Below are 25,206 nucleotides of genomic sequence, written 5' to 3'. Positions count from 1 at the left end.
CGGCAGGCCTCCCCAATTGCGTCATAGACAGACAGTGGGTGCTGGAGAGATTCCAGTGGTACCGGGCGGAGACTGTTATCCAGCAGGGGGGCCTCGTCGCGCCGCACACGGGATGGCAAGGGTTGCAGGTGTTCCCGCTCCTGCCGCCAACGGTCGATGGGGCGCTCGTTCAGGGTGGCGTGGACCCGCACATTCGCCTCGTCTGCCAACCAGTCACGGACGCGTCGGTTGGCAGCAGCACAATCGAGCAGCAGCCCCGTGCCCTTCATCCGGGTCAGCAACGGGTTGTAGAAGCTCTCGCGGAAGTAGCGATTGAAGCGCTCGACCTTGCCTTTGGTCTGGGCCCGATACGGGCGACACAGCCGGATCCGGAACCCCAGGTCATCGGCCAGTTGAAGCAAGCCGGGGTGAAAACGGTGCTTGCCGTCACCGTAGGCATCGCGTTCCAGCACCACGGTCTTCATGTTGTCGAACAACACCTCGCGGGGCACACCGCCCAGATAGTCAAAAGCCAGCAACAGGGAGTCCCGCACGGACTCGAAGGATTCGTCCGGTACGAAGGTGACAAACGTCATGCGGCTGTATCCCAGCGTGGCGACGAAGGCCGACATGGGGGATCTGGCCCGGCGCAAGACCACGAAATCAGCCTGCAACTGCCGTCCGGGCTCGGTCTCGAAACGGACGGCCGGACCTGCTTCGCGGCGGGCGGGCTTGAGCGTGGCGAGGAAGGCGCGCAATAACGAGAGACCGCCGCCATACCCTTGAGCGCGGATTTCCCGATTCAGGACGGTGGCAGGCAGCCAGATGGGGTGGGCCTGCTCGACCCGTTGCCGCAGATAAGATTCAAATGGCCCCAGTTTGGTGGGGCGTGGTTCACGGGGCTGGTATCGCGCTACCGACGGATCGCGGAGGTAGCGGCGCACGGTATTGCGCGAGACCCCCAACGTGCGGGCGATGTGCCGGATGGAGTGGCCCTGTCGGGCAAGAACTCTGATTTCCACGGTTTGCTCCTGGGTCAACATCGACGGCCTCGAAAAGGCCGCCAAACTAGCCCAGGTGGATCAGTTTTACTTCGCTGGGGTGGGTCAGTTTTACACTGCTGCTAACACGGAACCGCTGAAAATTCCGTCACTCCAGTTCCAGGCCTGCGACGATCGCATCGAGATCGATCGTCTTGCCGCTGCTTTGAAAGGTGTAGTGCCCGTTGAGCAGGATGTGCCGCCATGCCGCAGGCGAAATTTTTGTGATGAGTGCCAGCGCCTTGCTGTTGCCGGCCGCCTCGTACTTGGTCACCAGCCGCGACAAGATTGCCGAGTTGTAGAAAATGATCGTGTTGGCGATCAGCCGTGCGCACTGGTTGCTGATCTCGATTTCAATGTCGGTGCGACCGGTCAGTTCCTTCTTACCGCCGACCTGGGCAATGGCCGAGCGTAGCTGATGGTAGGACTCGAGGCGATTTTGCGAGCGGTGCACGTTGCGTTCCAGTTGCGGATCGCGCAGGTAGCGAAGCGTGTAGATGCTGCGGATGAGCTTGTCGAACTCGAAGATCGCGCGCCGCGTCGGGTTCGTCGTGGTGTAGGTGCACAGCTTGCGGATCAGCGTGCCCTGCGTCATTTCCTTCAGCCCGAGTGTGGCGACGATCCGGTCGATGTTCGGCTTCTCGCGATGGATGAGATCGCAGTCGATTTTCCCGACTGGCCGAATCAGGCACGCCTGATACTGTGCTGGATCGTCAGCGCAGTAGAGTTCTTTCAATTGCGCGTTGAGGTCGGTGAAGCGCGGCTCGAACCGCCGGCCAAACCAATGCAGGATGGCGAAGTTGGCCTTGTTGACGCTGTGCATGTCGCCGGTGATCGCGGTCGGCATGATGTCCGACGTGTTGCGATACCAGATGTCGAACACGTGGTGGGCCTCGTAGTCGTGCGCGCCGATCAGGTAGCCGTTGAGCGGGATGTGGTTGCACAGCAGCGTGTAGGCGACCACGCCCTTGCCGCGCCCGAAGTACTTGCGCGAATAGCGCGCCTTCACGGTCGGCCGTTCGACGCTGAATTTCTGCCCGTCGACGGCACCGTACAGCGTTTCGAGGTCGAACGAGTAGTATGGGAAGATCGGTAGCGTGGCGATGGCGTTGCTGATGCAGTCGTTGGCCGCGTGCAGCGTTGCCTGGCGCAGGTACTGCTGGTAGCCGCTATCCAGCACGTGGTACGGGATGTCGCTGGTGCGCGCCATGACGTGGTTGCCGTGGTTCATCGCTTGCGCGATGATGACCGCCATCAGGCTGTCAGCGTCGGCGACCTTCTTCGCGTAGCGCGGCTGCATGGGCGTGAACGCCGACAGAAACTTGCACTCGTCGTTGACGAAGCGAAACACGTCGGCCACGTCGCAGAACGGAAGCTTCTCGTAGAATGCCTTTTCGCGCGCTTTCTCATTCTCGCTCTTGGGCTTGCGCCAGGTCAGTTTCTGCGTGTCCTTGTTGTATTCGAGGTGCGTCAGCTTGCCCTGTTTCAGCTCGCGGTTGAACGCCAGCCACTGCGTGCGCAGTTCGGCAGTCAGCGCATCGAGTTGGGCATGGACGGGTTGCTGCAGGAAGGGGATCTCCATTTTTGCGAGCACATCGATCTTCCTGTCCATCTCAACCAGTTCATCTGAGAAGTGCCGGTGTTGCAGGCTGTCGTCGAGGTAGAGTTCACCCGATTGGAGACGCTTCCTGATCTGGCGGTACAGCCAGAACTCGTAGCGGTCAGCGTGCAGGCCGGTTGGTTTACCGTCGGCGTCGAAGGTCAGCAGGTACGGCCGCAAGCGTTTCGGAAGTGTCGCCGCGGGCCACTCGTCGAGTGGCCGTTGCGACAGCCGCTGCTGCTTGGCAAAAACACCTTTGGCCCAGGCCAGCGCGGCAAGCCATGGACTGTCTGGATTGGAGCCGGAGAGGTCGAGCGCAACGTACAGTGGACGAAGATGGCGGCGCATGCGGTCGGCCAGCCCGTCCACCGCCTGCCACTGCAAGGCCAGCTTGCTCGCCGGCTTCACGCTCATACGCTGCGCCGTGGTTTGCAGCGTATCGCGAGGCATGATCTTGTAGGCGCGCTGCCGCACCTCGCCGAAGGGCGTGGGATCGGCCACGCTATCATCAACGTAGAGTGACAGCAGGCGGCCTACCCGCGGCGTTTCCTGCTGACGGCGCACCTGCTCGTCGGCAAAGGATTGTTTGGCACCAGCGCTGCTTTCGTCCTCCAACTGCTTCATGTGGTACGCCATCGCATCGACCAGGTTGTCGGAGAGCTGCCGGTAGCGTACCCAGGCATAGCACAGCAGGTAGAGTTGGGTCTGATCGGCCTTCAGATTGCGCAGGTCGTGGACGGTGTAGAAGTTTGCCAGGCTCGCGTAGTACAGCAGGTTCTGCTGCGAGACGTCGAGTTTAGGCAGCAGTGTCTTGGCGATTGCGTGCAGCGGCTCCAGCGTGGCGCGCTTTTCGCGCTCGCGGACCATCTGGCGCCAGCCGAAATTCTTGGCGTCCTGCTTGAGCGCCGCCAGTTGCGACAGGGTGTCATCACGGACCAGAAGCTGGCTCAGCGCGGCCTTGGCAGATTCGTCCAACGCTTGCTCCAGCAGATTGCCCAGGCGCCGGCGCTCGGCGGATAGCGTTTCGCTGACCAACTCTTGCAAGGTCGTATAGCCGGGCCGGATAATCTTGTGCTCATTGAGCCAGACGATCAGCTCGGCGGCGACGAACCCCGGCGTTACGTCACGCCGCACGGTCCGTGCGGCCTGCTGCTCGAGCTGCGGCAGGAAGGCGGCCGACCACGGCCAGTAGCCGAATAGTTTGGCGATCTGCTCGCGCTGGGTGTAGCGTTCATGCTTGGTGATCGCCTTGGGTTCGAACACCTCGCCGTGGAAATAGCGGCTCAGCACGAAAGCGCAATCGTCCTCGACTTCGTCCCAGTCGAAACTGAAGAAGGCATGCTTGGCCTTGAAGTAGCCGATCTGCAAGAGGCAATAGACCTTGGCATGAAGACTGGGCCGGCTGTTGGCAAGCGCCAACTCGGTTTCTGTCACAGCCAGATATTCCAGCTGCTGCGCATCATCGAACTCCGGCAGGCCATACAAGGCCTCCTGTTCGGCGTCGGATAGGACGCTGAGTAGCTTGTTCTTCTTGCTCATGGCCCGTTCTTGCTATCTTGAGGTTTCGTAGAAACATGGGGCATTTTCGATTCTACTGAAATAATCGTTATTATCGCGTTACTCGCTTTTCGAATCGCAACCTGTCCATATGAAAACGGGCCAGACTACGGCTTCGAGTTCTACCCCAGTCGGCTTTCCCGATGCGGATTCGCTGGCTGCCTTGCGCGGCTGGTACGCGGGACTCAGCTCTCGCGCGGCCGTTGAACACTACCTGGCGGCACGCAAGGCCGCCGGTCAATCAGCGCGAGGGATGCTGGGGCATATCCGCCGCCAGCTCATCGTTTTCGCCAACAGCCGCCACCGGCCGGATCTGGCCGACGTGTTCCAGCACGCCCCCGAAGAGCGACAGGGGCGCGCGGGTGCCGTCGAACGCGCGATCCGGCTCTTGCCCACGCTGCCGGCGCCGAAGCCCCAGATCAGCGACAGCATCGACCAGTGGCTGTCTCCGAGGACCGTCAGGGCACTGCAGGCGTACGGTATCCACACCCTCTCGGCGCTGACCGTGCGCATTCCCCGCCGGCGTGGCTGGTGGAAAGCCATCGAGGGACTCGGCATGACAGGCGCCCGGCAGGTCGAGGCTTTCTTTGCCGCACATCCGCAGCTCACCGAGCGCGCCCGGGCCCTGATCCCGATTATTCAGCCCAGCGGCATCGTGCCGTGGGAGCAGTTGCGTCTGCCGAACGAAGTCGACGGCTCGCAGGGCAATTTCCGGGCCCCGCGCAACGCTTGCACGCTGAATGCGACCAACGACTACGAGGCCGTGCAGGCCTGGCTGGCGCTGCACGAGACTGTCGCCACACAGCGCGCCTATCGCAAGGAGGCTGCGCGGCTAATCCTGTGGGCCATCGTCGAACGCGGACGGGCGCTATCATCCCTGACCACGGACGATGCAATCGCGTACCGGGCCTTTGTCCGGCACCCGACCCCGCGCGAGCGTTGGGTGGGGCCACCTCGACCACGCGATTCGGTGGAATGGCGCCCCTTCTCGGGCGGCTTGTCCGCACGCTCGGCAGCGTATGCGCTGACGGTGCTCTCGGCGCTGTTCCGGTGGCTCATCGAGCAGCGCTATGTGCTGGCCAACCCTTTCGCCGGCGTCAAGGTACGCGGTCACGCCTTGCGGCCCGCACTGGATACGGCGCGAGGCTTTACCGAGGGAGAATGGCTACTGCTGCGCGCCATTGCAGACGGCCTGGAATGGTCCTACGGCTGGTCCGAGCCGGCAGCACAACGCCTGCGCTTCATGCTCGACTTCGGCTATGCCACGGGCCTGCGCGCTAGCGAACTGGTCGGCGCCGTCCTGGGTAATGTCCGCCTCGACGAGCACGGTGACCACTGGCTGCATTTGGTTGGCAAAGGTGGCAAACCAGGTAAGGTGGCCTTGCCGCCGCTCGCGTATACGGCGCTGGACCAATACTTGGCACAGCGTCAACTGCCAGTCAGCCGGGAACGGTGGAATCCGAAAACGCCCCTGGTGGGCAGTCTTGGGGAAGACGGTAATGCCGGCATCACCGGCCCTCACCTTTGGTGCGTGTTGCGAAGATTCTTTACGCAAGCCGCTGAGGCCATTGAGGCCGATCATCCGGTCGCCGCCGAAAAGCTGCGCCGTGCCACGCCTCATTGGATGCGTCACAGTCATGCCAGCCATGCGTTGGCCCGGGGAGCTCAGCTCACCGCGGTGCGCGACAACCTACGCCATGCGTCGATCGCCACGACGTCGATGTATTTGCATGGCGATGAGCTCGAGCGCGCCAGGCAGATGCGGCAGGCTTTTGGCGCTCGTCACGTCAAGCGAGGAGTCGACTGAATTTTCATCATACGGAATGACGGAATTTTCTGGGATTCCCGCTTAGAACCCCAGAACGTCCAATGCATCATCCAGCGCCAGCGTTTCCCATGCAAGGACAAAGGCAACCAGAACCGCCATCCTTTTCTGCGGTGACATCCTGGCAATATTGAACACCGAAGTCATACCAGCATAACGTGCGAGATTTTTCAGGCGCACAGCCGGGAGTGTACTCAGGTTTTCAGCATGCAGGCCAAAATCGTTCAGAGTTTTCCAGCGTTCAATTGCTTCATTAAACGCCGGACCACTGATGGTCACAGGGCCCTTTTTCAGTGATTCCAGTAAAGACAGGCGGCTGCAATCAGTTGGCCCCAGCAGCATCTCCAGCTGTGAACGCTGTTCGGCTGACGGTATCAGTGCCAGTTTGTTCCACAGGCGCAACGTCGCCTTTTCCCTTACCTCTGAAATCAACCGGGTCAGCGTAGTGGCTCCGGGGAGAATAATACGATGTTGCATAAGCCACCCTGTCGCCAGATCGAAAAGCAGGCCAGGACGTTCGTTGCTTATCCAGCTCCGGGTATATAAAAGACGGGTAAGGCGAAATGTCCAGGGCCAGGCAAATTCACGATACTGATAGTGCTGACGTATCAGCGCTGCATGCTCACGGCGGGTATTTTCCCTCTGACCGTATTCTGCAAGAACGGTGATATCACGAATCCCGAGCTGTCTGGCGGTAAAATGCCGGACGCCGGAAGGAATATGATTCATATCGGTGAGGAAGGTGCCCAGAAAACGGACACATCCAATTTGCAGGGCAATGCCCAGACGGTTGTGATCACCTCTGCTTTTTCCGATAAATTCCTTGTCTGCTTCATCAAGGTGAAAATATCGTGCCAGCTGAAGCTCATCCGGTTCACCGGTGAATCTGCCATAGCTTTCAGTCTGCTCAGTGGTCAGAAAGTCAACGGGCATATCGGCCTCCCTGCCTGACGGGCATTTAGTAACATTTTTCCAACCGTACGAAATGTTATAAATTATCAGACATAGTAAAACGGCTTCGTTTGAGTGTCCATTAAATCGTCATTTTGGCATAATAGACACATCGTGTCTGATATTCGATTTAAGGTACATTTTTATGCGAATTTTTGGTTATGCGCGGGTCTCAACCAGCCAGCAGTCCCTCGATATTCAGATCAGAGCGCTCAAAGATGCAGGGGTAAAAGCTAACCGCATCTTTACCGACAAGGCATCCGGCAGTTCAACAGATCGGGAAGGGCTGGATTTGCTGAGGATGAAGGTGGAGGAAGGTGATGTCATTCTGGTGAAGAAGCTCGACCGTCTTGGCCGCGACACCGCCGACATGATCCAACTGATAAAAGAGTTTGATGCTCAGGGTGTAGCGGTTCGGTTTATTGACGACGGGATCAGTACCGACGGTGATATGGGGCAAATGGTGGTCACCATCCTGTCGGCTGTGGCACAGGCTGAACGCCGGAGGATCCTAGAGCGCACGAATGAGGGCCGACAGGAAGCAAAGCTGAAAGGAATCAAATTTGGCCGCAGGCGTACCGTGGACAGGAACGTCGTGCTGACGCTTCATCAGAAGGGCACTGGTGCAACGGAAATTGCTCATCAGCTCAGTATTGCCCGCTCCACGGTTTATAAAATTCTTGAAGACGAAAGGGCCTCGTGATACGCCTATTTTTATAGGTTAATGTCATGATAATAATGGTTTCTTAGACGTCAGGTGGCACTTTTCGGGGAAATGTGCGCGGAACCCCTATTTGTTTATTTTTCTAAATACATTCAAATATGTATCCGCTCATGAGACAATAACCCTGATAAATGCTTCAATAATATTGAAAAAGGAAGAGTATGAGTATTCAACATTTCCAAACAAAGTTAGGCATCACAAAGTACAGCATCGTGACCAACAGCAACGATTCCGTCACACTGCGCCTCATGACTGAGCATGACCTTGCGATGCTCTATGAGTGGCTAAATCGATCTCATATCGTCGAGTGGTGGGGCGGAGAAGAAGCACGCCCGACACTTGCTGACGTACAGGAACAGTACTTGCCAAGCGTTTTAGCGCAAGAGTCCGTCACTCCATACATTGCAATGCTGAATGGAGAGCCGATTGGGTATGCCCAGTCGTACGTTGCTCTTGGAAGCGGGGACGGATGGTGGGAAGAAGAAACCGATCCAGGAGTACGCGGAATAGACCAGTCACTGGCGAATGCATCACAACTGGGCAAAGGCTTGGGAACCAAGCTGGTTCGAGCTCTGGTTGAGTTGCTGTTCAATGATCCCGAGGTCACCAAGATCCAAACGGACCCGTCGCCGAGCAACTTGCGAGCGATCCGATGCTACGAGAAAGCGGGGTTTGAGAGGCAAGGTACCGTAACCACCCCAGATGGTCCAGCCGTGTACATGGTTCAAACACGCCAGGCATTCGAGCGAACACGCAGTGTTGCCTAACCCTTCCATCGAGGGGGACGTCCAAGGGCTGGCGCCCTTGGCCGCCCCTCATGTCAAACGTTAAACATCATGAGGGAAGCGGTGATCGCCGAAGTATCGACTCAACTATCAGAGGTAGTTGGCGTCATCGAGCGCCATCTCGAACCGACGTTGCTGGCCGTACATTTGTACGGCTCCGCAGTGGATGGCGGCCTGAAGCCACACAGTGATATTGATTTGCTGGTTACGGTGACCGTAAGGCTTGATGAAACAACGCGGCGAGCTTTGATCAACGACCTTTTGGAAACTTCGGCTTCCCCTGGAGAGAGCGAGATTCTCCGCGCTGTAGAAGTCACCATTGTTGTGCACGACGACATCATTCCGTGGCGTTATCCAGCTAAGCGCGAACTGCAATTTGGAGAATGGCAGCGCAATGACATTCTTGCAGGTATCTTCGAGCCAGCCACGATCGACATTGATCTGGCTATCTTGCTGACAAAAGCAAGAGAACATAGCGTTGCCTTGGTAGGTCCAGCGGCGGAGGAACTCTTTGATCCGGTTCCTGAACAGGATCTATTTGAGGCGCTAAATGAAACCTTAACGCTATGGAACTCGCCGCCCGACTGGGCTGGCGATGAGCGAAATGTAGTGCTTACGTTGTCCCGCATTTGGTACAGCGCAGTAACCGGCAAAATCGCGCCGAAGGATGTCGCTGCCGACTGGGCAATGGAGCGCCTGCCGGCCCAGTATCAGCCCGTCATACTTGAAGCTAGGCAGGCTTATCTTGGACAAGAAGATCGCTTGGCCTCGCGCGCAGATCAGTTGGAAGAATTTGTTCACTACGTGAAAGGCGAGATCACCAAGGTAGTCGGCAAATAATGTCTAAAACAAAGTTATGCACCTATTAAGCGCACAGCGGAGCAATGAAGGATACCTTGATGAAAAAAATTTTGCTGCTGCATATGTTGGTGTTCGTTTCCGCCACTCTCCCAATCAGTTCCGTGGCTTCTGATGAGGTTGAAACGCTTAAATGCACCATCATCGCAGACGCCATTACCGGAAATACCTTATATGAGACCGGAGAATGTGCCCGTCGTGTGTCTCCGTGCTCGTCTTTTAAACTTCCATTGGCAATCATGGGGTTTGATAGTGGAATCTTGCAGTCGCCAAAATCACCTACGTGGGAATTGAAGCCGGAATACAACCCGTCTCCGAGAGATCGCACATACAAACAAGTCTATCCGGCGCTATGGCAAAGCGACTCTGTTGTCTGGTTCTCGCAGCAATTAACAAGCCGTCTGGGAGTTGATCGGTTCACGGAATACGTAAAGAAATTTGAGTACGGTAATCAAGATGTTTCCGGTGACTCGGGGAAGCATAACGGCTTGACCCAGTCATGGCTGATGTCGTCGCTCACCATATCTCCCAAGGAGCAAATTCAGTTTCTTCTACGCTTTGTCGCGCATAAGCTGCCTGTATCCGAAGCGGCTTATGACATGGCGTATGCCACAATCCCGCAGTACCAGGCAGCCGAAGGATGGGCTGTACATGGAAAAAGCGGCAGCGGCTGGCTTCGGGACAATAACGGCAAGATAAATGAAAGTCGTCCGCAGGGCTGGTTCGTGGGCTGGGCTGAAAAAAACGGACGGCAAGTTGTTTTCGCCCGATTGGAAATAGGAAAGGAAAAGTCCGATATTCCCGGCGGGTCTAAAGCACGAGAGGATATTCTCGTGGAATTACCCGTGTTGATGGGTAACAAATGATATGTGGCGTCATCGAGAGCAGATGCATAACCCTGCGCTCGAGCGGACCTCGCGCATAAAGCCGCGCGAGTCCGCTCACCTTGAACGTTAGATGCACTAAGCACATAATTGCTCACAGCCAAACTATCAGGTCAAGTCTGCTTTTATTATTTTTAAGCGTGCATAATAAGCCCTACACAAATTGGGAGATATATCATGAAAAGAGTTTGATGCTCAGGGTGTAGCGGTTCGGTTTATTGACGACGGGATCAGTACCGACGGTGATATGGGGCAAATGGTGGTCACCATCCTGTCGGCTGTGGCACAGGCTGAACGCCGGAGGATCCTAGAGCGCACGAATGAGGGCCGACAGGAAGCAAAGCTGAAAGGAATCAAATTTGGCCGCAGGCGTACCGTGGACAGGAACGTCGTGCTGACGCTTCATCAGAAGGGCACTGGTGCAACGGAAATTGCTCATCAGCTCAGTATTGCCCGCTCCACGGTTTATAAAATTCTTGAAGACGAAAGGGCCTCGTGATACGCCTATTTTTATAGGTTAATGTCATGATAATAATGGTTTCTTAGACGTCAGGTGGCACTTTTCGGGGAAATGTGCGCGGAACCCCTATTTGTTTATTTTTCTAAATACATTCAAATATGTATCCGCTCATGAGACAATAACCCTGATAAATGCTTCAATAATATTGAAAAAGGAAGAGTATGAGTATTCAACATTTCCGTGTCGCCCTTATTCCCTTTTTTGCGGCATTTTGCCTTCCTGTTTTTGCTCACCCAGAAACGCTGGTGAAAGTAAAAGATGCTGAAGATCAGTTGGGTGCACGAGTGGGTTACATCGAACTGGATCTCAACAGCGGTAAGATCCTTGAGAGTTTTCGCCCCGAAGAACGTTTTCCAATGATGAGCACTTTTAAAGTTCTGCTATGTGGCGCGGTATTATCCCGTGTTGACGCCGGGCAAGAGCAACTCGGTCGCCGCATACACTATTCTCAGAATGACTTGGTTGAGTACTCACCAGTCACAGAAAAGCATCTTACGGATGGCATGACAGTAAGAGAATTATGCAGTGCTGCCATAACCATGAGTGATAACACTGCGGCCAACTTACTTCTGACAACGATCGGAGGACCGAAGGAGCTAACCGCTTTTTTGCACAACATGGGGGATCATGTAACTCGCCTTGATCGTTGGGAACCGGAGCTGAATGAAGCCATACCAAACGACGAGCGTGACACCACGATGCCTGCAGCAATGGCAACAACGTTGCGCAAACTATTAACTGGCGAACTACTTACTCTAGCTTCCCGGCAACAATTAATAGACTGGATGGAGGCGGATAAAGTTGCAGGACCACTTCTGCGCTCGGCCCTTCCGGCTGGCTGGTTTATTGCTGATAAATCTGGAGCCGGTGAGCGTGGGTCTCGCGGTATCATTGCAGCACTGGGGCCAGATGGTAAGCCCTCCCGTATCGTAGTTATCTACACGACGGGGAGTCAGGCAACTATGGATGAACGAAATAGACAGATCGCTGAGATAGGTGCCTCACTGATTAAGCATTGGTAACTGTCAGACCAAGTTTACTCATATATACTTTAGATTGATTTAAAACTTCATTTTTAATTTAAAAGGATCTAGGTGAAGATCCTTTTTGATAATCTCATGACCAAAATCCCTTAACGTGAGTTTTCGTTCCACTGAGCGTCAGACCCCGACAAACAAGCCGGTCAGCGTGAGGGCTGCAATACCCCAGTGCTCCCCGATGAACGCGCCGGCCGTCGTGCCGGCTAGCACAATGGCGAGAATCGGCAAATGGCAGGGACAGGTGAGCACGGCCAGCGCGCCCCACAAGTAGCCGGTGATCGGTTTGTGCGTCTCAGACGGCAAGTGCTCTGGGCTGTTCATGGCAGACTCTCCGCGTGCTGTGCCGGTTCGGTTGGCATGGCGGCCAGTTGCATTTCGAGGCTGGCCAGGGCCTCGCGCCGACGCTCGACGAGTTGCCGCAACACGGCAAGCTGCGCAGACGCACCGTCACCGTCCGCAGCATCCAGCGCCCGGCACAGCCGCGCCAGTGCGTCCAGGCCGATACCCGCTTCGAAGGCAGCCCGTACAAAGCGCAGCCGTTGCAACGCGGTGTCATCGAACAAGCCGTAGCCGCCCGTGGTGTACGCGACCGGCCGTAGCAATCCGCGCAGCAGGTAGTCGCGCACGATATGCACGCTCACCCCGGCATCAAGGGCCAGCCGGGACACTGTGTAGGCGCTCATTGAACACCTCCTTTTCCTCATCCGGCGCAGCACGAAAGCTGCTTCACGTCCTTGCTGAAGGTCTGCGCCGCGAGCTTCAGCCCTTCGACCATGGTCAGGTAGGGGAACAATTGGTCGGCCAGTTCCTGCACGGTCATACGGTTGCGAATGGCGAGCACCGCCGTCTGGATCAGTTCACCCGCTTCCGGGGCCACCGCTTGCACGCCGATGAGCCGTCCGCTACCTTCCTCGATGACCAGCTTGATGAAGCCGCGTGTGTCGAAGTTGGCAAGCGCACGCGGCACGTTATCCAGTGTTAGCAGGCGACTGTCGGTCTCGATCCCGTCGTGATGTGCTTCCGCCTCGCTGTAGCCCACGGTGGCGACCTGCGGGTCGGTGAACACCACGGCCGGCATTGCGGTCAGGTCCAGGGCCGCATCGCCGCCAGTCATGTTGATCGCCGCACGAGTGCCGGCCGCTGCCGCCACATAGACGAACTGCGGCTGGTCGGTGCAGTCGCCGGCCGCGTAGATGTTCGGGCTACTGGTGCGCATGCCCTTGTCGATGACGATGGCCCCCTGCGCATTGACGGCTACCCCCGCCGCTTCCAATGCCAGGCTGCGCGTGTTCGGTGTCCGGCCGGTGGCGACCAGCAGCTTGTCGGCGCGCAATTCACCGTGCGTGGTGGTCAGCACGAATTCACCGTCCATATGGGCGACCTGGCTGGCTTGCGTGTGCTCCAGCACCTCGATGCCCTCGGCACGGAAAGCGGCTGTCACCGCCTCGCCGATGGCCGGGTCTTCACGGAAGAACAAGGTATTGCGCGCCAGGGCCGTGACCTTGCTGCCCAGCCGGGCAAAGGCTTGCGCCAGCTCCAGCGCCACCACCGACGAGCCGATTACGGCAAGGCGTTCGGGAATGGTGTCGCTCGCCAGGGCCTCGGTGGAAGTCCAGTAGGGTGACTCTTTCAAGCCCGGAATCGGCGGGACCGCCGGGCTGGCACCCGTGGCGACCAGGCAGCGGTCGAACATCACGACGCGCTCGCCACCCTCGTTCAAACTAACGATAAGGCTCTGGTCGTCCTTGAAACGCGCTTCACCGTGCAGAACGGTGATGGCTGAATTGCCGTCCAGGATGCCTTCGTACTTGGCATGACGGAGTTCTTCGACACGGGCCTGCTGCTGGGCCAGCAGCCGCTCGCGCAAGATCGTCGGCGGTGTGGGTGGCATGCCGCCGTCGAATGGGCTTTCCCGGCGCAGATGGGCGATGTGGGCGGCGCGGATCATGATCTTGGACGGCACACAACCGACGTTGACGCAGGTGCCGCCGATGGTGCCGCGCTCAATCAGCGTGACCTGCGCGCCTTGCTCGACGGCCTTCAGTGCTGCCGCCATCGCGGCTCCACCGCTACCAATGACGACGACCTGCAACGGGCGTTCGTTGCCACTGGGCTTATCAGCGGCCCCTATCCAGCCGCGCATCTTGTCGAGCAGGCCGGCGCGGTTGTCCGTCGGTGGCGCATCGGCAAGCGTTGCCTCGTAGCCCAGTCCGGCCACGGCGGTAGTCAGCGCATCCGATGACGTGCCCGCCTCAATGGCGAGTTGCGCTGTGCCCTTCGGATAGGACACCAGCGCCGATTGCACGCCGGGCACTTTCTCCAAGGCTTCCTTGACGTGAGCCGCGCACGAGTCGCAGGTCATCCCGGTGATTTTCAGGGTGGTCATGTATTTTTCCTTTTCTGTGGTGGCTACGGCTGTTGCCGTCAGCCACGTTGTTCTGGCAATTCACAGCTGTCCGGCCCGCAGCGGCGATGTGCTGGCGAGATGAAATCCCAGACCGACACCCCAACCATCAAGGCCAGGCCGACATAGAGCAGTCCACCGCTCTGCCAGCCGTAAGCCCGCATTAAAAACACCGCTGCCAGCACCAAGATCGGGCCTATCGTGCCGAGCGCCGTGCGTCGCCACTGTCGATGATTGAGCCAAGCGATAGCATTGGCGAGTAACGCGATGCCGGCGAACATCGGCAGCAGGATGCCAATGAATAGCCCCTCGTACTGGCTCAAGAAGCCCAGTCCGATGGCCGCGCCAAAGCTGGCGATGGCAGGAAAACAGGCGGCGCAGCCCATCGCGGAAACGACGCTGCCGAGCGCGCCGGTTTTGCCAGCGATGCGCGTGATGAGTCCCATGTGTCGCTCCCGAGTTCGGTTAACGGATCAGCGTTTGAGGCTGGACGGATAGCCCGCGTCCTCGGTCGCCTTGGTCAACTTCTGGACGTTGGTCTTGGCATCGTCGAAGGTGACGACGGCCTGGCGCTTGTCGAAACTTACGTCGGTCTTGCTCACGCCCTCAACCTTGGAAAGCGCGTGCTTGACAGTGATCGGGCAAGAGGCGCAGGTCATGCCAGGCACGGACAGCGTGACGGTCTGGGTGGCGGCCCACACGGGGGCAACAACGGCAGCGAGGGCGAGGGCGGCAAACAGTTTTTTCATGATGAACTCCTGTGATTAATAGAAAAATGGCATGACGTAGGGAAATCCGAGCGAGACCAGGACCAGCGCGGCCACGATCCAGAAAATGAGCTTGTAAGTAGCTCGCACTTGGGGAATCGCGCAGACCTCACCCGGTTTGCAGGCTTGCGCCGGGCGGTAGATGCGCCGCCAGGCGAAAAACAGCGCGACCAGCGCTGCGCCGATGAAGATCGGGCGATAGGGTTCCAGCACCGTCAGGTTGCCGATCCATGCCCCGCTGAACCCCAAGGCGATCAAAACCAGCGGCCCCAGGCAGCAGGCCGACGCAAGAATGGCGGCCAGCCCACCGGCGAAGAGCGCGCCGCGCCCGTTTTGTGGTTCAGACTTTTGTGGTTCAGACATACGCTTGTCCTTTCAAATTTGGTTTGGATAGCTTAAGCTTACTTCCGTAGTTATGTACGGAGTCAAGCGATATGCAAATTAATTTTGAGAATCTGACCATTGGCGTTTTTGCCAAGGCGGCCGGGGTCAATGTGGAGACCATCCGGTTCTACCAGCGCAAGGGCCTGCTGCCGGAGCCAGACAAGCCCTATGGCAGCATTCGCCGCTATGGCGAGGCGGATGTAACACGAGTGCGGTTCGTGAAATCGGCCCAGCGGCTGGGCTTTAGCCTGGACGAAATCGCCGAGCTACTGCGGCTGGAGGATGGCACCCATTGCGAGGAAGCCAGCGGCCTGGCCGAGCACAAGCTCAAGGATGTGCGCGAGAAGATGGCCGACTTGGCACGCATGGAGGCCGTGCTGTCTGAACTGGTGTGCGCCTGCCATGCGCGGAAAGGGAACGTTTCCTGCCCGCTGATTGCGTCACTGCAAGACGGAACGAAGCTCGCTGCATCGGCGCGGGGGAGTCACGGGGTGACTACGCCTTAGCGTGCTTTATTTTCCGAATTCTGAGACGACCCCTGCCAGACGGTGCTGAGACGACGCTTACACTGCTGGTACACGTAACCGGCTCCATTCTGATGACTGCCCTGGGTTTTTTTGTCGTCACATGGCTGCTGTGAGCGTGTGGCTGATGACGGATAAAAATGCCCCTGCCTGCGGCAGCTTTACAGGGCTTTACCTCTTCCGCCTGAAGCGGGCCGGACGTTATGATAAAATTAACGTCACGCTAATTCGTTAATTTATCAGCAATTAATTATCGTATTTTTTATATCTTCAGCGTAGCTCAGCCGGCTTATCCTCTGATAACCAGCGGTTGTATATCAGGGGAAGGCCTGTTTTTTTTGAATAAAGGGAGGGAGTGTGTCAGAAATCCCAGACAGAAATAAAAAGAGGATGTCAGAAGTGCCATCTGCATTTTTCAGCTCGCCCGCAGCCGGCGGCATCGTGCTCATCATCGCCTCAGCAGCCGCTATCATCGTGGCTAACTCTCCGCTCAGGGAGGGATATGAGGTATTCCTGAAATACAACGCCGCCGGCCTCTCCGTTGAGCACTGGATAAACGACGCCCTGATGGCCGTGTTCTTCATGATGGTCGGCCTGGAAATCAAGCGCGAGCTTCTCACCGGTCAGCTTGCCACCTGGGGCCAGCGCGCGCTGCCGGGATTTGCCGCGCTGGGCGGGATGGCCGTGCCTGCGGCCATTTACGTATGGTTTAATGCGGGCAGCGATGAAACCCTCGCTGGCTGGGCAATTCCTGCCGCCACGGACATTGCCTTTGCGCTCGGGGTACTGGCACTGCTGGGCAGTCGCGTACCTGCCTCGCTGAAAATTTTCCTGTCGGCGCTGGCTATTCTGGACGACATGGGCGCAGTGGCTATTATTGCGCTCTTCTATACCAGTAATATTTCGTTTCTGATGCTGGCCGGTGCGGCGGTCACGGTTGCTCTGCTGTTTATCATGAACCGTGCCGGGATTACCCGGCTGTTTCCCTATCTGCTGGCGGGGGGCGTGCTGTGGTTTTTCATGCTTCAGTCCGGGGTGCACGCCACCATCGCGGGTATCCTGCTGGCGCTCTTTATCCCGCTGCGGGTAACCGATCCGGATAAACAATCCCCTCTTGCCCGGCTGGAGCACGGCATCAATCCGTGGGTGACGTTTCTGATACTGCCGCTGTTTGGCTTCGCAAATGCGGGGGTCGCGCTCTCCGGTATGACGGCTGATGACCTGATGTCGCCGGTACCGGTCGGCGTTGCGCTGGGCCTGTTTGTTGGCAAGCAGGCGGGCATTTTCGGCCTGTCGCTGCTGGCCGTCAGCCTGGGCCTGGCAAAACGGCCTGAAAAAAGTACCTGGCTGCAGGTTTACGGCGTATCGGTCCTGTGCGGAATAGGGTTTACCATGAGCCTGTTTATCGGCAACCTGGCGTTTGCAGAAAGCCCCCTGTTGGTGGACGAGGTCAAGGTGGGGGTACTTGCCGGCTCTGTACTGGCAGCACTGGCGGGTATGCTGATACTGCGCTTTTCTCCTTCGCATCCTTCCCGGTAACGCATTCGGGTCCGGAAAATCCCCGTGATGACGGGGATTTTTATTTCCCTGCAAACTTATTAATCAACAGGGCCACCTTCATTACCGTCGGCATTTATTCAGGTGCTTATCATCACACTGGTGCCCGCATTTATAGTTTGCCGAAAAAATTCGCACCGTTAATCATGCAGGTACAAACAAAAAGCAGTCTTTTTGTCAATCATGGCAACTTTTCCTGGCCGCCCCCGGTTATGTCGGTTCTCTCGCCTGTTATTAATGTAGCGGGTAATGTCCCATTTCAAAAAGGGGAAAGGGAGAGGCATGCTGATGTCTAAAATCAGAATGCCCCCGGAGTTCTGTTTATGGATGAGAACCTACAGCTGCTTGTGTCCTGCCAGAATTTTCAGGCCAATGATACCCGCCAGAATCAGTCCGAAACAGGCAATGCGTAACAGGCCCTTATCTTCATTTAAGTAAATTATTCCGTACGCTGCTGTCCCTAAAGCACCAATCCCGACCCAGACCGCATAAGCGGTTCCTACAGGAATAGTCCGTGTTGCCAGGGACAAAAAGTACATGCTCACACCGATAAATGTCAGGCAAAAAATACTGGGGTAGATCCGGGTAAATCCCTCAGTCCGGAGCATTGACGCGGCATAAAAGACTTCGGCTATGCCGGCAATCACCAGATACATCCATCCATTCATAAAACTCCTTTAACGGCTCATCAAAACCAGCAATATTGTGGGCAATGTTAACTCTGTTTTTAAGCAGGGGATCATCAGCATCAACCGCGAAACCCTTTCCGGCACAGGAAAAAATCGCTGCCTGCGTCGGGTTAACTGCCTGGGCCCAGTTTTTTTAACCTGAAATAGGTGGCCCTGGATATGCCGGTTTTCTCCATCACCAGTTTAATGGGCGTTTCGTGCCGGATAAGCTCCAGTGCGGCGGCCGATTTGTGATGAGGTTTCCGTCCAAACCTGACGCCTGCCGCCATGGCGATGACCCGGCCTTCGTTTGTGCGCTCCAGGATCCGCTCCCGCTCAGCTTCAGCAACGGCAGCAAGGATCTGAATGACCATTTTACCCATCGTGCCTTCAGTACTCAGTCCATTCTCCAGAAACCGGATGGCTATTCCCTTTTTATAGCAGGCATCAACAATGTGGATCATATCCGCTGTGTTGCGGCCAAGCCGGTCCATTTTGGTACACATGATAATGTCATCTTTTTCGGCACGGGCAAGCAGCCGTTGTAACCCTTCACGTTCGTCCGTGGCGCCCGACATCATGTCAGTAAAAAGGCACTGTTGCAAATAGTCGGTGGTGATAAACTTATCATCCCCTTTTGCTGATGGAGCTGCACATGAACCCATTCAAAGGCCGGCATTTTCAGCGTGACATCATTCTGTGGGCCGTACGCTGGTACTGCAAATACGGCATCAGTTACCGTGAGCTGCAGGAGATGCTGGCTGAACGCGGAGTGAATGTCGATCACTCCACGATTTACCGCTGGGTTCAGCGTTATGCGCCTGAAATGGAAAAACGGCTGCGCTGGTACTGGCGTAACCCTTCCGATCTTTGCCCGTGGCACATGGATGAAACCTACGTGAAGGTCAATGGCCGCTGGGCGTATCTGTACCGGGCCGTCGACAGCCGGGGCCGCACTGTCGATTTTTATCTCTCCTCCCGTCGTAACAGCAAAGCTGCATACCGGTTTCTGGGTAAAATCCTCAACAACGTGAAGAAGTGGCAGATCCCGCGATTCATCAACACGGATAAAGCGCCCGCCTATGGTCGCGCGCTTGCTCTGCTCAAACGCGAAGGCCGGTGCCCGTCTGACGTTGAACACCGACAGATTAAGTACCGGAACAACGTGATTGAATGCGATCATGGCAAACTGAAACGGATAATCGGCGCCACGCTGGGATTTAAATCCATGAAGACGGCTTACGCCACCATCAAAGGTATTGAGGTGATGCGTGCACTACGCAAAGGCCAGGCCTCAGCATTTTATTATGGTGATCCCCTGGGCGAAATGCGCCTGGTAAGCAGAGTTTTTGAAATGTAAGGCCTTTGAATAAGACAAAAGGCTGCCTCATCGCTAACTTTGCAACAGTGCCGTTTTTCTGGTCTTTCTCCGATTGGGCCTGACCTCTTTCGGCGGCCCGATTGCCCATTTGGGCTACTTCCGCGATGAGTTCGTGACGCGACGGCAGTGGTTGACCGAGCGCAGCTATGCAGATTTGGTCGCCCTCTGCCAATTCCTGCCGGGGCCGGCCAGCAGTCAGGTTGGCATCGCAATTGGGCTGTCACGATCCGGCTATGCCGGGGCGTTGGCTGCGTGGGCTGGTTTCACGCTGCCTTCAGCGATTGCGCTGATCCTGTTTGCGCTGGGCATTGCCAGCTACGGGGATGCGATGCCGTCTGGCGTACTGCATGGATTGAAGGTGGTCGCCGTGGCGGTGGTCGTGCAAGCCGTATGGGGAATGGCTCGCAATCTCTGTCCAGACGCACCGCGCATCACCATCATGGCGGCGGCAACCTGCTTTGTTCTTTTGGTGCCGTCCACCTTGGGGCAGGTGGGGGTTATCGCCATTGCAGCGGTCATAGGTCTGTTGCTATTCAAACCTCAGCAGGGGGCAGCGCATGATCCATTGCCAATTGCCATCCGGCGTCGCGTTGGATTGTTCTGGCTGACGCTGTTCTTTGCGCTGCTGATGGGGTTGCCGTTGTTGACCGCCACATTCCCGAACCAGACGCTGTCGATGGTGGATGCCTTTTACCGGGCTGGATCACTGGTCTTTGGTGGCGGGCACGTCGTGCTCCCGCTGTTGCAAGCCGAAGTGGTGCCTTCCGGCTGGGTCAGCAATGACGCATTTCTGGCAGGCTACGGTGCCGCGCAGGCGGTTCCTGGCCCCTTGTTCACCTTTGCGGCGTTTCTCGGTGCTTCGATGAACCAGGCACCCTCCGGCTGGTTTGGTGGCTTGGTCTGCCTGCTTGCGATCTTCGCGCCGTCCTTCCTGCTGGTCGTGGGTGCGTTGCCGTTTTGGGAACGTCTGCGCCGCAACTCCCGCACGCAAGCGGCGTTGTTGGGCATCAACGCGGCCGTGGTTGGCCTGCTGCTGGCAGCCCTCTATCAACCGGTATGGACGAGCGCGATTCATGCACCGCAAGACTTCGGCTTGGCCCTTGTGGCATTAGTTGCCCTGATGTTCTGGAAGCTGCCGCCGTGGCTAGTCGTAGTTGGTAGTGGTGTCGCGGGCTGGTTGTTGAGCGTGACCCTGTGAGGTTCCGAGCGTGACCGACAAAGACCTTTACGGTGGATTGATCCGTTTGCACATCCTGCATCACGCAGCCGAAGAACCCATCTTCGGCCTCGGCATCATCGAGGAATTGCGACACCACGGTTACGAGATCAGCGCAGGCACCTTGTATCCGATGCTGCACGGATTGGAAAAGAAGGGCTATCTCACTTCACGGCATGAGCGCACCGGTCGACGGGATCGGCGGGTGTATGAGATCACCGAGCAAGGCCGCGTGGCGCTGACCGATGCCAAAGCCAAGGTCAAGGAGCTGTTTGGCGAACTGATTGAAGGCAAATGATTTGCTTATGGTTGTAGTGCAGTTGACTTCTGATAGTCCGTGCAGTCGCCTTCTGAAAGTGACAGCGCGGCACGGGAATCAAGGCATTGCGATTCTCGAAAATAGTTCTTGAAATTCTATTCTTGATTGCATATCATCTCAACGAGTTTCGATAAGAAAGGATGCGCATGCGACCGTCTGTTGTGCTTGACATGAAGCGAAGCGCAGTGCGTGAAGCGGTAGGCCGCTTTCGCGCCGCGAACCCGCGCGTCTTCGGCTCGGTGCTGCATGGCACCGACCGGGATGGCAGCGACCTCGACCTGTTGGTCGATGCGCTGCCCGGTGCCACGTTGTTGGACTTGGGCGATTTGGAAGAAGAACTGAAATCGCTGCTCGGCGTTGACGTCGATCTGCTGACTCCCGGCGACCTGCCGCCGAAGTTCCGGGCCAAGGTGCTCGCGGAGGCGCAACCGATATGAGCGAGAACCGCCTGCCCGATTACCTCGACCACATTCAGCAGGCCGCAACCGATGCGCGCAGCTTCGTGGAAGGGATGGCCAAGGACGACTTCTTGGCCGACAAGCGCACCCAGCAGGCCGTCATCATGAGCCTGATCGTCATCGGCGAGGCGGCCACAAAGGTGATGGATGGCTACGTCGAGTTCACCCAGGCGCATGCCGACGTGCCGTGGCGCAGCATGCGCAATATGCGTAATCGCATGGCTCACGGCTATTTCGACATCAACCTCGATGTGGTGTGGGAGACGGTACAGGAATGGCTGCCGGCGTTGCTCCAGCAATTGCCCGCCGTGCGTCAGGATGCCGACGATGAAGACCGTAACGACAACTGTGAAAGAGGGATCTCCGATGACTGTTGAATCGAGAATATTTTCTGTAGCCGAGTATGTTCAGCCGTCCGAAGGCGAGCCTATTCGTTCCGTTGTGCTTGAAACCCGAGACTCAATTATCGTGGTTTGGCATGTCCATCCCGGGCAGGAAATTGCGGCTCACATTCATCCTCACGGCCAAGACACGTGGACTGTTTTGTCGGGAATGGCTGATTACTTTCAGGGCAATGGGATTGTTCGTGCCCTCAGGGAAGGTGAGATAGCCGTGGCAAGACCGGGCCAAGTGCACGGGGCGCGAAATACAGGTACCGAGCCATTTGTGTTAGTCTCGGTTGTGGCATCAGCCAATGCCGGTTTCGTATTGGCTGAGCGATAGAGCCCAATCTCTGGAGTTGGTCCAATGAGCGGTCGGGGAGATAGGTAACAGACATGCAGCGGACACGGCTGCTAAACCAGGTCGCAAACCTCCTTGCGTCGCAGCGTGCCGCAAGCGACGCGATCAATCGAATGGGGTCGGCATGAGACTGAACACCATCCAGTTCCCGACCGCGTAGCCGCCTGTCCTGCCGATCAGGTCTTGACCATCGACGCCTGGGATCAGTCCTGAATGTTCTTGGAGACCACTACGTTATGAGCCGCAGCCGCCGCAAAACACCCATCGTCGGGCACACGACCTGCGGCAGCGAGCGCGAGGACAAGAAGCTCTGGCATCAGCGCTGGCGCACCCGTGAGCGCACGGCGCTGACCAGCGCGTCGCCCGAAGCCCTGAGCGCCCATCTGCCCCTGCTGGAAAACCAGGCCAGCAGCGTCTGGTCGATGGGCAAGGATGGCCGCTCCTACTGGCCCGTCAAGCGCCAGGCCGCCACGGCGGATCGCATCGCCAATCACAAGGGACGCAACCCGCAAGAACGCGCCTCCCTGAAAAAGCGCCTGCTGCGCAAGTGGATGAGCAAATGAAGCTCTCCTTCCATCAGCACATTGCGCTGTTCTGGATGATCGGTGCTCCGGGCGTCTTCGCGCCCGTGATCGAGAACGCCAAGCGGCCCGATGCCGGCGCCGTCATGGCGTGGGGTGTCGCGATCGTGGCGGTGATGATCCTCTTCACCCCTTTGCTGCTGCGCTGTCCACCATTCCGGCGCTGGTATGGCCGGACGGATGCGCTGTCGGAGCGGCAGCGCCAGGCGCTTGCCGAGCGCGGCCTGCGCCGCTACTACCAGACCGCTTTCGATGACGGCTACGTGCCCCGCGTGATGCCCTACGTGTGGCGCATCATCTGGACGGTCGGCGGGTTGATGGCTGTGACCGCCGTACTGCCTACCAACACCGGACGGCCAGCCTTCGATGCCTTGGTGGTCTTCTCGACCTGGTATCCGATAGGCGTGATGCTGCTGGTTTTCGCGTCGAGGCCCCTTGGCCGGTTGATTCGCCAAAGAGCACAGGAGCGGCGGAAATGAGCACGTCAACCATCGAGGCGCTGGCCAGCGCCTGGGCAAGGATTGCCGAGGAAGCGGAATTCCCCGCTGACTACGAGGGGACTGCCACACCACAAGCGCATCGGGCTAGCGAAGCTATTCAGGAGCAGATTCGGGAGCGCATCGTCGCCACCAACGACATGCGGCTGTTCAGCCTGCTGCACCTGCTGGGTCAGGCGTCGCTGCGCATGGAGCAAGCGCTGTGGCCGGAGGATTACGAGCGGATGACGCGCGAGGTTGAGGAAGCCCTGCGGCAAGCCACCGACGCCAACGCCAGATCGTACACCCACGAAGAAGTGATGCAGGCGATGCAGGAACGCATCGACCGGGCGCGAGACAAGCCATGTTGATTGGCTATGCGCGCGTCTCGAAGCAGGATCAGAACCTGGAGCTGCAACGCGAAGCCTTGAGCAAGGCCGGATGTAAAAAGGTCTTCGAGGACAAGGTGAGTGGCACGCGGGCAGACCGGCCTGGCTTGGCCAAGACGCTCGAAATGCTGCGCGAAGGCGATACTTTGGTCGTCTGGAAGCTCGACCGGCTGGGCCGGTCGGTCAAGCAACTGGTCGATCTGGTCGGCGATCTGCACAAGCACGGTGTCCAGTTCAGGAGCCTCACCGACTCCATCGACACCGGCACACCATCCGGGCGGTTCTTCTTCCACGTCATGGCGAGCCTTGCCGAAATGGAGCGCGAGCTGACCGTCGAGCGCACCCGCGCCGGGCTGGAAGTCGCCAAGCAGCTCGGCCGCAAAGGCGGCCGCAAGCCGAAGATGACCGACAGCAAGATCGAGTCGGCCAAGAAGCTGCTGGCCAGCGGGGTGCCGCCCAAGGACGTGGCCAAGAACCTCGGCGTGTCCATTCCGACGCTGTACCGCTGGGTGCCAGCCTCCACGCACGCTTAGCGTGCTTTATTTTCCGTTTTCTGAGACGACCCCTGCATGACCATTATCGCCGCATATTATTACAACGAAGGTAAGCGAGTCCGTGAAATCAGGCTCGATGAGCACGTCGAACTAAACGAGAATCGCTCGGGCTTCTGCTGGATCGCGCTTAGCGAGCCCACCGCAGACGAACTCAGCGCGATCCAGACGACGTATAACCTCCATCCTTTGGCGATCGACAACGCCATGCACCCGCTGTGCCCGCCCAAGCTCGAGGTCTACAACGATGAGTTGTACGTCGTCGCCCAGACCGCCGAGCTGGTCGGCGACCGGATCAGCTACGGCAAGATGGCGATCTTCACCGGTCACAATCACCTTATCACCGTGCGGCACGGCAATGCCGGAGCGCTGGGCAAACTTCGGGAGCAACTCGAGGCATCGCCGACGCAGTTCGGCAAGGGTGTCGACTATGTGCTGCACGCGATCTTGCACCGAGTGGTCGACCAGTATCTGCCCATCTTCGAAATGATCGAGGACGACGTCCTGGCGATGGAGCGACGGTCGCTGCACGATTTCCTCGAGCCAGAAGAGGTGGCGCGAATCTTCGAACTAAGGTCCGAACTCACGCGGTTCCAGCGCACGCTCGGGGCTATGGCCGAGCTGGTGCGAAAGCTCGTTCGCGGCCACTTTCCCTGCATCAGCGCCGAAATGACACCATATTTCCACGACGTCGCGGACCATGTCCACCGCGTGCAGTCCATGGTCGACGGCCTCCTGCTTGTCCTGTCCACGGTCTTCGAGGCCAGCAGCCTTCTGGAAGCGCAAAGGATCGGTGTGGTCACTCGCCAGCTCGCGGCCTGGGCGGCGATCTTGGCGGTCCCGACGGCGATCGCCGGAATATATGGCATGAACTTCAAGCACATGCCGGAACTGGACACGCCATATGGCTACTTCGTCGTGCTCGGAGTGATAGCGGTGTTCTGCCTTCTCCTATTCATGCGCTTCAAGAAGGCCAAGTGGCTATGAGTAACGCACTTCGCGAGCTTCTCCGTCCGCCGAGTCACAG

Annotated in this window: 29 protein-coding genes and 2 pseudogenes; 20 read left to right on the top strand and 11 right to left on the bottom strand. The window is 57.7% G+C overall.

Annotated elements, in window-relative coordinates; all coding sequences use genetic code 11:
• Positions 1 to 1,022, bottom strand: a 1,022-nt coding sequence (gene istA / locus SK35_RS26705; protein ID WP_004199214.1) for an IS21 family transposase, incomplete at its 3' end; no start/stop codon positions are given.
• 106 nt (positions 1,023 to 1,128) lie between these two features.
• Positions 1,129 to 4,158, bottom strand: coding sequence for a Tn3-like element Tn4401 family transposase (gene tnpA / locus SK35_RS26700; RefSeq protein WP_004152392.1), 3,030 nt, complete (start codon positions 4,156 to 4,158; stop codon positions 1,129 to 1,131).
• 109 nt (positions 4,159 to 4,267) lie between these two features.
• Here tnpA and tnpR point away from each other — a divergent pair, with 109 nt between their 5' ends.
• Positions 4,268 to 5,983, top strand: coding sequence for a Tn3-like element Tn4401 family resolvase TnpR (gene tnpR / locus SK35_RS26695; RefSeq protein WP_004152391.1), 1,716 nt, complete (start codon positions 4,268 to 4,270; stop codon positions 5,981 to 5,983).
• Positions 5,984 to 6,034: 51 nt separating this feature from the next.
• On the opposite strand, the pseudogene SK35_RS26690 reads toward tnpR, so the two are convergent.
• Positions 6,035 to 6,934: pseudogene (locus SK35_RS26690) on the bottom strand (DUF4158 domain-containing protein); the annotation flags it as partial.
• A gap of 163 nt (positions 6,935 to 7,097) precedes the next feature.
• Between SK35_RS26690 and SK35_RS26685 the strand changes: the two are divergent.
• The 6 genes and pseudogenes from SK35_RS26685 (at position 7,098) to SK35_RS26660 (ending at position 11,745) form a co-directional block, all read left to right on the top strand.
• Positions 7,098 to 7,655 (top strand): recombinase family protein, encoded by a 558-nt coding sequence (locus SK35_RS26685; protein ID WP_001217881.1) that lies wholly within the window; start codon positions 7,098 to 7,100, stop codon positions 7,653 to 7,655.
• Between the two features lie 233 nt (positions 7,656 to 7,888).
• Positions 7,889 to 8,443, top strand: coding sequence for an aminoglycoside N-acetyltransferase AAC(6')-Ib' (locus SK35_RS26680; protein ID WP_014454105.1), 555 nt, complete (start codon positions 7,889 to 7,891; stop codon positions 8,441 to 8,443).
• 69 nt (positions 8,444 to 8,512) lie between these two features.
• A complete protein-coding gene (aadA1, locus tag SK35_RS26675) occupies positions 8,513 to 9,301 on the top strand; it encodes an ANT(3'')-Ia family aminoglycoside nucleotidyltransferase AadA1 (RefSeq protein ID WP_001206315.1) in 789 nt (262 codons plus the stop codon).
• Positions 9,302 to 9,360: 59 nt separating this feature from the next.
• Positions 9,361 to 10,185: an oxacillin-hydrolyzing class D beta-lactamase OXA-9 gene (locus SK35_RS26670; RefSeq protein WP_000722315.1), complete on the top strand. Its 825-nt coding sequence runs from the start codon at positions 9,361 to 9,363 to the stop codon at positions 10,183 to 10,185.
• Between the two features lie 199 nt (positions 10,186 to 10,384).
• A pseudogene (locus tag SK35_RS26665) lies at positions 10,385 to 10,702 on the top strand (recombinase family protein); the annotation flags it as partial.
• A 182-nt stretch (positions 10,703 to 10,884) separates the two neighbouring features.
• The gene (locus SK35_RS26660) at positions 10,885 to 11,745 is read left to right on the top strand and encodes a broad-spectrum class A beta-lactamase TEM-1 (protein WP_000027057.1); all 861 of its coding nucleotides are present in this window, start codon (positions 10,885 to 10,887) and stop codon (positions 11,743 to 11,745) included.
• A 138-nt stretch (positions 11,746 to 11,883) separates the two neighbouring features.
• Here SK35_RS26660 and merE read toward each other — a convergent pair whose 3' ends face one another.
• From merE to merT, 6 genes are read right to left on the bottom strand one after another with little or no spacing between them, the layout of a single operon-like run.
• Positions 11,884 to 12,084, bottom strand: a complete 201-nt coding sequence (gene merE / locus SK35_RS26655; protein WP_022652206.1) for a broad-spectrum mercury transporter MerE — start codon at positions 12,082 to 12,084, stop codon at positions 11,884 to 11,886.
• Positions 12,081 to 12,446, bottom strand: coding sequence for a mercury resistance co-regulator MerD (gene merD, locus SK35_RS26650; RefSeq protein ID WP_001277466.1), 366 nt, complete (start codon positions 12,444 to 12,446; stop codon positions 12,081 to 12,083). The genes merE and merD overlap by 4 nt, the downstream gene beginning before the upstream one ends.
• Before the next feature lie 17 nt (positions 12,447 to 12,463).
• Positions 12,464 to 14,149, bottom strand: coding sequence for a mercury(II) reductase (gene merA, locus SK35_RS26645; protein ID WP_000209296.1), 1,686 nt, complete (start codon positions 14,147 to 14,149; stop codon positions 12,464 to 12,466).
• A gap of 38 nt (positions 14,150 to 14,187) precedes the next feature.
• Positions 14,188 to 14,613: an organomercurial transporter MerC gene (merC, locus tag SK35_RS26640; protein ID WP_000522996.1), complete on the bottom strand. Its 426-nt coding sequence runs from the start codon at positions 14,611 to 14,613 to the stop codon at positions 14,188 to 14,190.
• A gap of 27 nt (positions 14,614 to 14,640) precedes the next feature.
• Positions 14,641 to 14,916 carry a mercury resistance system periplasmic binding protein MerP gene (gene merP, locus SK35_RS26635; protein ID WP_000732275.1) on the bottom strand — a complete coding sequence of 92 codons (276 nt, stop codon included), beginning with the start codon at positions 14,914 to 14,916 and terminating at the stop codon, positions 14,641 to 14,643.
• Positions 14,917 to 14,931: 15 nt separating this feature from the next.
• Positions 14,932 to 15,297, bottom strand: coding sequence for a mercuric ion transporter MerT (gene merT, locus SK35_RS26630; RefSeq protein ID WP_001294656.1), 366 nt, complete (start codon positions 15,295 to 15,297; stop codon positions 14,932 to 14,934).
• 71 nt (positions 15,298 to 15,368) lie between these two features.
• Here merT and merR point away from each other — a divergent pair, with 71 nt between their 5' ends.
• On the top strand, positions 15,369 to 15,824 hold the full coding sequence (merR, locus tag SK35_RS26625) for an Hg(II)-responsive transcriptional regulator (protein ID WP_001166628.1): 456 nt from the start codon (positions 15,369 to 15,371) through the stop codon (positions 15,822 to 15,824).
• 408 nt (positions 15,825 to 16,232) lie between these two features.
• On the top strand, positions 16,233 to 17,381 hold the full coding sequence (gene nhaA / locus SK35_RS26620) for a Na+/H+ antiporter NhaA (RefSeq protein WP_011977829.1): 1,149 nt from the start codon (positions 16,233 to 16,235) through the stop codon (positions 17,379 to 17,381).
• A gap of 353 nt (positions 17,382 to 17,734) precedes the next feature.
• Here the strand turns inward: nhaA and SK35_RS26615 are convergent, their stop codons facing one another.
• Both SK35_RS26615 and SK35_RS26610 read right to left on the bottom strand, forming a co-directional pair.
• Positions 17,735 to 18,067, bottom strand: a complete 333-nt coding sequence (locus SK35_RS26615) for a DMT family transporter (protein ID WP_004118538.1) — start codon at positions 18,065 to 18,067, stop codon at positions 17,735 to 17,737.
• Between the two features lie 131 nt (positions 18,068 to 18,198).
• Positions 18,199 to 18,732, bottom strand: coding sequence for a recombinase family protein (locus SK35_RS26610; RefSeq protein ID WP_251365203.1), 534 nt, complete (start codon positions 18,730 to 18,732; stop codon positions 18,199 to 18,201).
• Between SK35_RS26610 and SK35_RS26605 the strand changes: the two genes are divergently transcribed.
• The 11 genes from SK35_RS26605 (at position 18,723) to SK35_RS26555 (ending at position 25,166) form a co-directional block, all read left to right on the top strand.
• Positions 18,723 to 19,427 (top strand): IS6-like element IS26 family transposase, encoded by a 705-nt coding sequence (locus SK35_RS26605; RefSeq protein ID WP_001067855.1) that lies wholly within the window; start codon positions 18,723 to 18,725, stop codon positions 19,425 to 19,427. The genes SK35_RS26610 and SK35_RS26605 overlap by 10 nt on opposite strands.
• 58 nt (positions 19,428 to 19,485) lie before the next feature.
• On the top strand, positions 19,486 to 20,646 hold the full coding sequence (gene chrA, locus SK35_RS26600; RefSeq protein WP_048216447.1) for a chromate efflux transporter: 1,161 nt from the start codon (positions 19,486 to 19,488) through the stop codon (positions 20,644 to 20,646).
• Between the two features lie 10 nt (positions 20,647 to 20,656).
• On the top strand, positions 20,657 to 20,962 hold the full coding sequence (locus SK35_RS26595) for a PadR family transcriptional regulator (RefSeq protein WP_040110298.1): 306 nt from the start codon (positions 20,657 to 20,659) through the stop codon (positions 20,960 to 20,962).
• 167 nt (positions 20,963 to 21,129) lie between these two features.
• Complete coding sequence (locus SK35_RS26590) at positions 21,130 to 21,420, top strand: nucleotidyltransferase family protein (protein ID WP_001247892.1); 291 nt, start codon at positions 21,130 to 21,132, stop codon at positions 21,418 to 21,420.
• Positions 21,417 to 21,818, top strand: coding sequence for a HepT-like ribonuclease domain-containing protein (locus tag SK35_RS26585; RefSeq protein WP_001293886.1), 402 nt, complete (start codon positions 21,417 to 21,419; stop codon positions 21,816 to 21,818). Before SK35_RS26590 ends, SK35_RS26585 begins: the two co-directional genes overlap by 4 nt.
• Positions 21,808 to 22,164: a cupin domain-containing protein gene (locus tag SK35_RS26580; RefSeq protein WP_000215515.1), complete on the top strand. Its 357-nt coding sequence runs from the start codon at positions 21,808 to 21,810 to the stop codon at positions 22,162 to 22,164. The genes SK35_RS26585 and SK35_RS26580 overlap by 11 nt, the downstream gene beginning before the upstream one ends.
• 254 nt (positions 22,165 to 22,418) lie before the next feature.
• On the top strand, positions 22,419 to 22,745 hold the full coding sequence (locus SK35_RS26575) for a hypothetical protein (protein ID WP_003100858.1): 327 nt from the start codon (positions 22,419 to 22,421) through the stop codon (positions 22,743 to 22,745).
• Positions 22,742 to 23,242 carry a hypothetical protein gene (locus tag SK35_RS26570; RefSeq protein ID WP_003100856.1) on the top strand — a complete coding sequence of 167 codons (501 nt, stop codon included), beginning with the start codon at positions 22,742 to 22,744 and terminating at the stop codon, positions 23,240 to 23,242. The genes SK35_RS26575 and SK35_RS26570 overlap by 4 nt, the downstream gene beginning before the upstream one ends.
• The gene (locus SK35_RS26565) at positions 23,239 to 23,610 is read left to right on the top strand and encodes a hypothetical protein (protein ID WP_003100853.1); all 372 of its coding nucleotides are present in this window, start codon (positions 23,239 to 23,241) and stop codon (positions 23,608 to 23,610) included. Before SK35_RS26570 ends, SK35_RS26565 begins: the two co-directional genes overlap by 4 nt.
• Complete coding sequence (locus SK35_RS26560; protein ID WP_048216446.1) at positions 23,604 to 24,161, top strand: recombinase family protein; 558 nt, start codon at positions 23,604 to 23,606, stop codon at positions 24,159 to 24,161. Before SK35_RS26565 ends, SK35_RS26560 begins: the two co-directional genes overlap by 7 nt.
• A 36-nt stretch (positions 24,162 to 24,197) precedes the next feature.
• Complete coding sequence (locus SK35_RS26555; RefSeq protein ID WP_032640602.1) at positions 24,198 to 25,166, top strand: magnesium and cobalt transport protein CorA; 969 nt, start codon at positions 24,198 to 24,200, stop codon at positions 25,164 to 25,166.
• The last annotated feature ends 40 nt before the right edge of the window (positions 25,167 to 25,206 follow it).

Source organism: Citrobacter sp. MGH105 (assembly GCF_001037485.2).
Lineage (GTDB): Bacteria > Pseudomonadota > Gammaproteobacteria > Enterobacterales > Enterobacteriaceae > Citrobacter > Citrobacter portucalensis.
The sequence above is the reverse complement of the archived record's forward strand: the minus strand, read 5'-3'. Positions and strand labels throughout refer to the sequence as shown.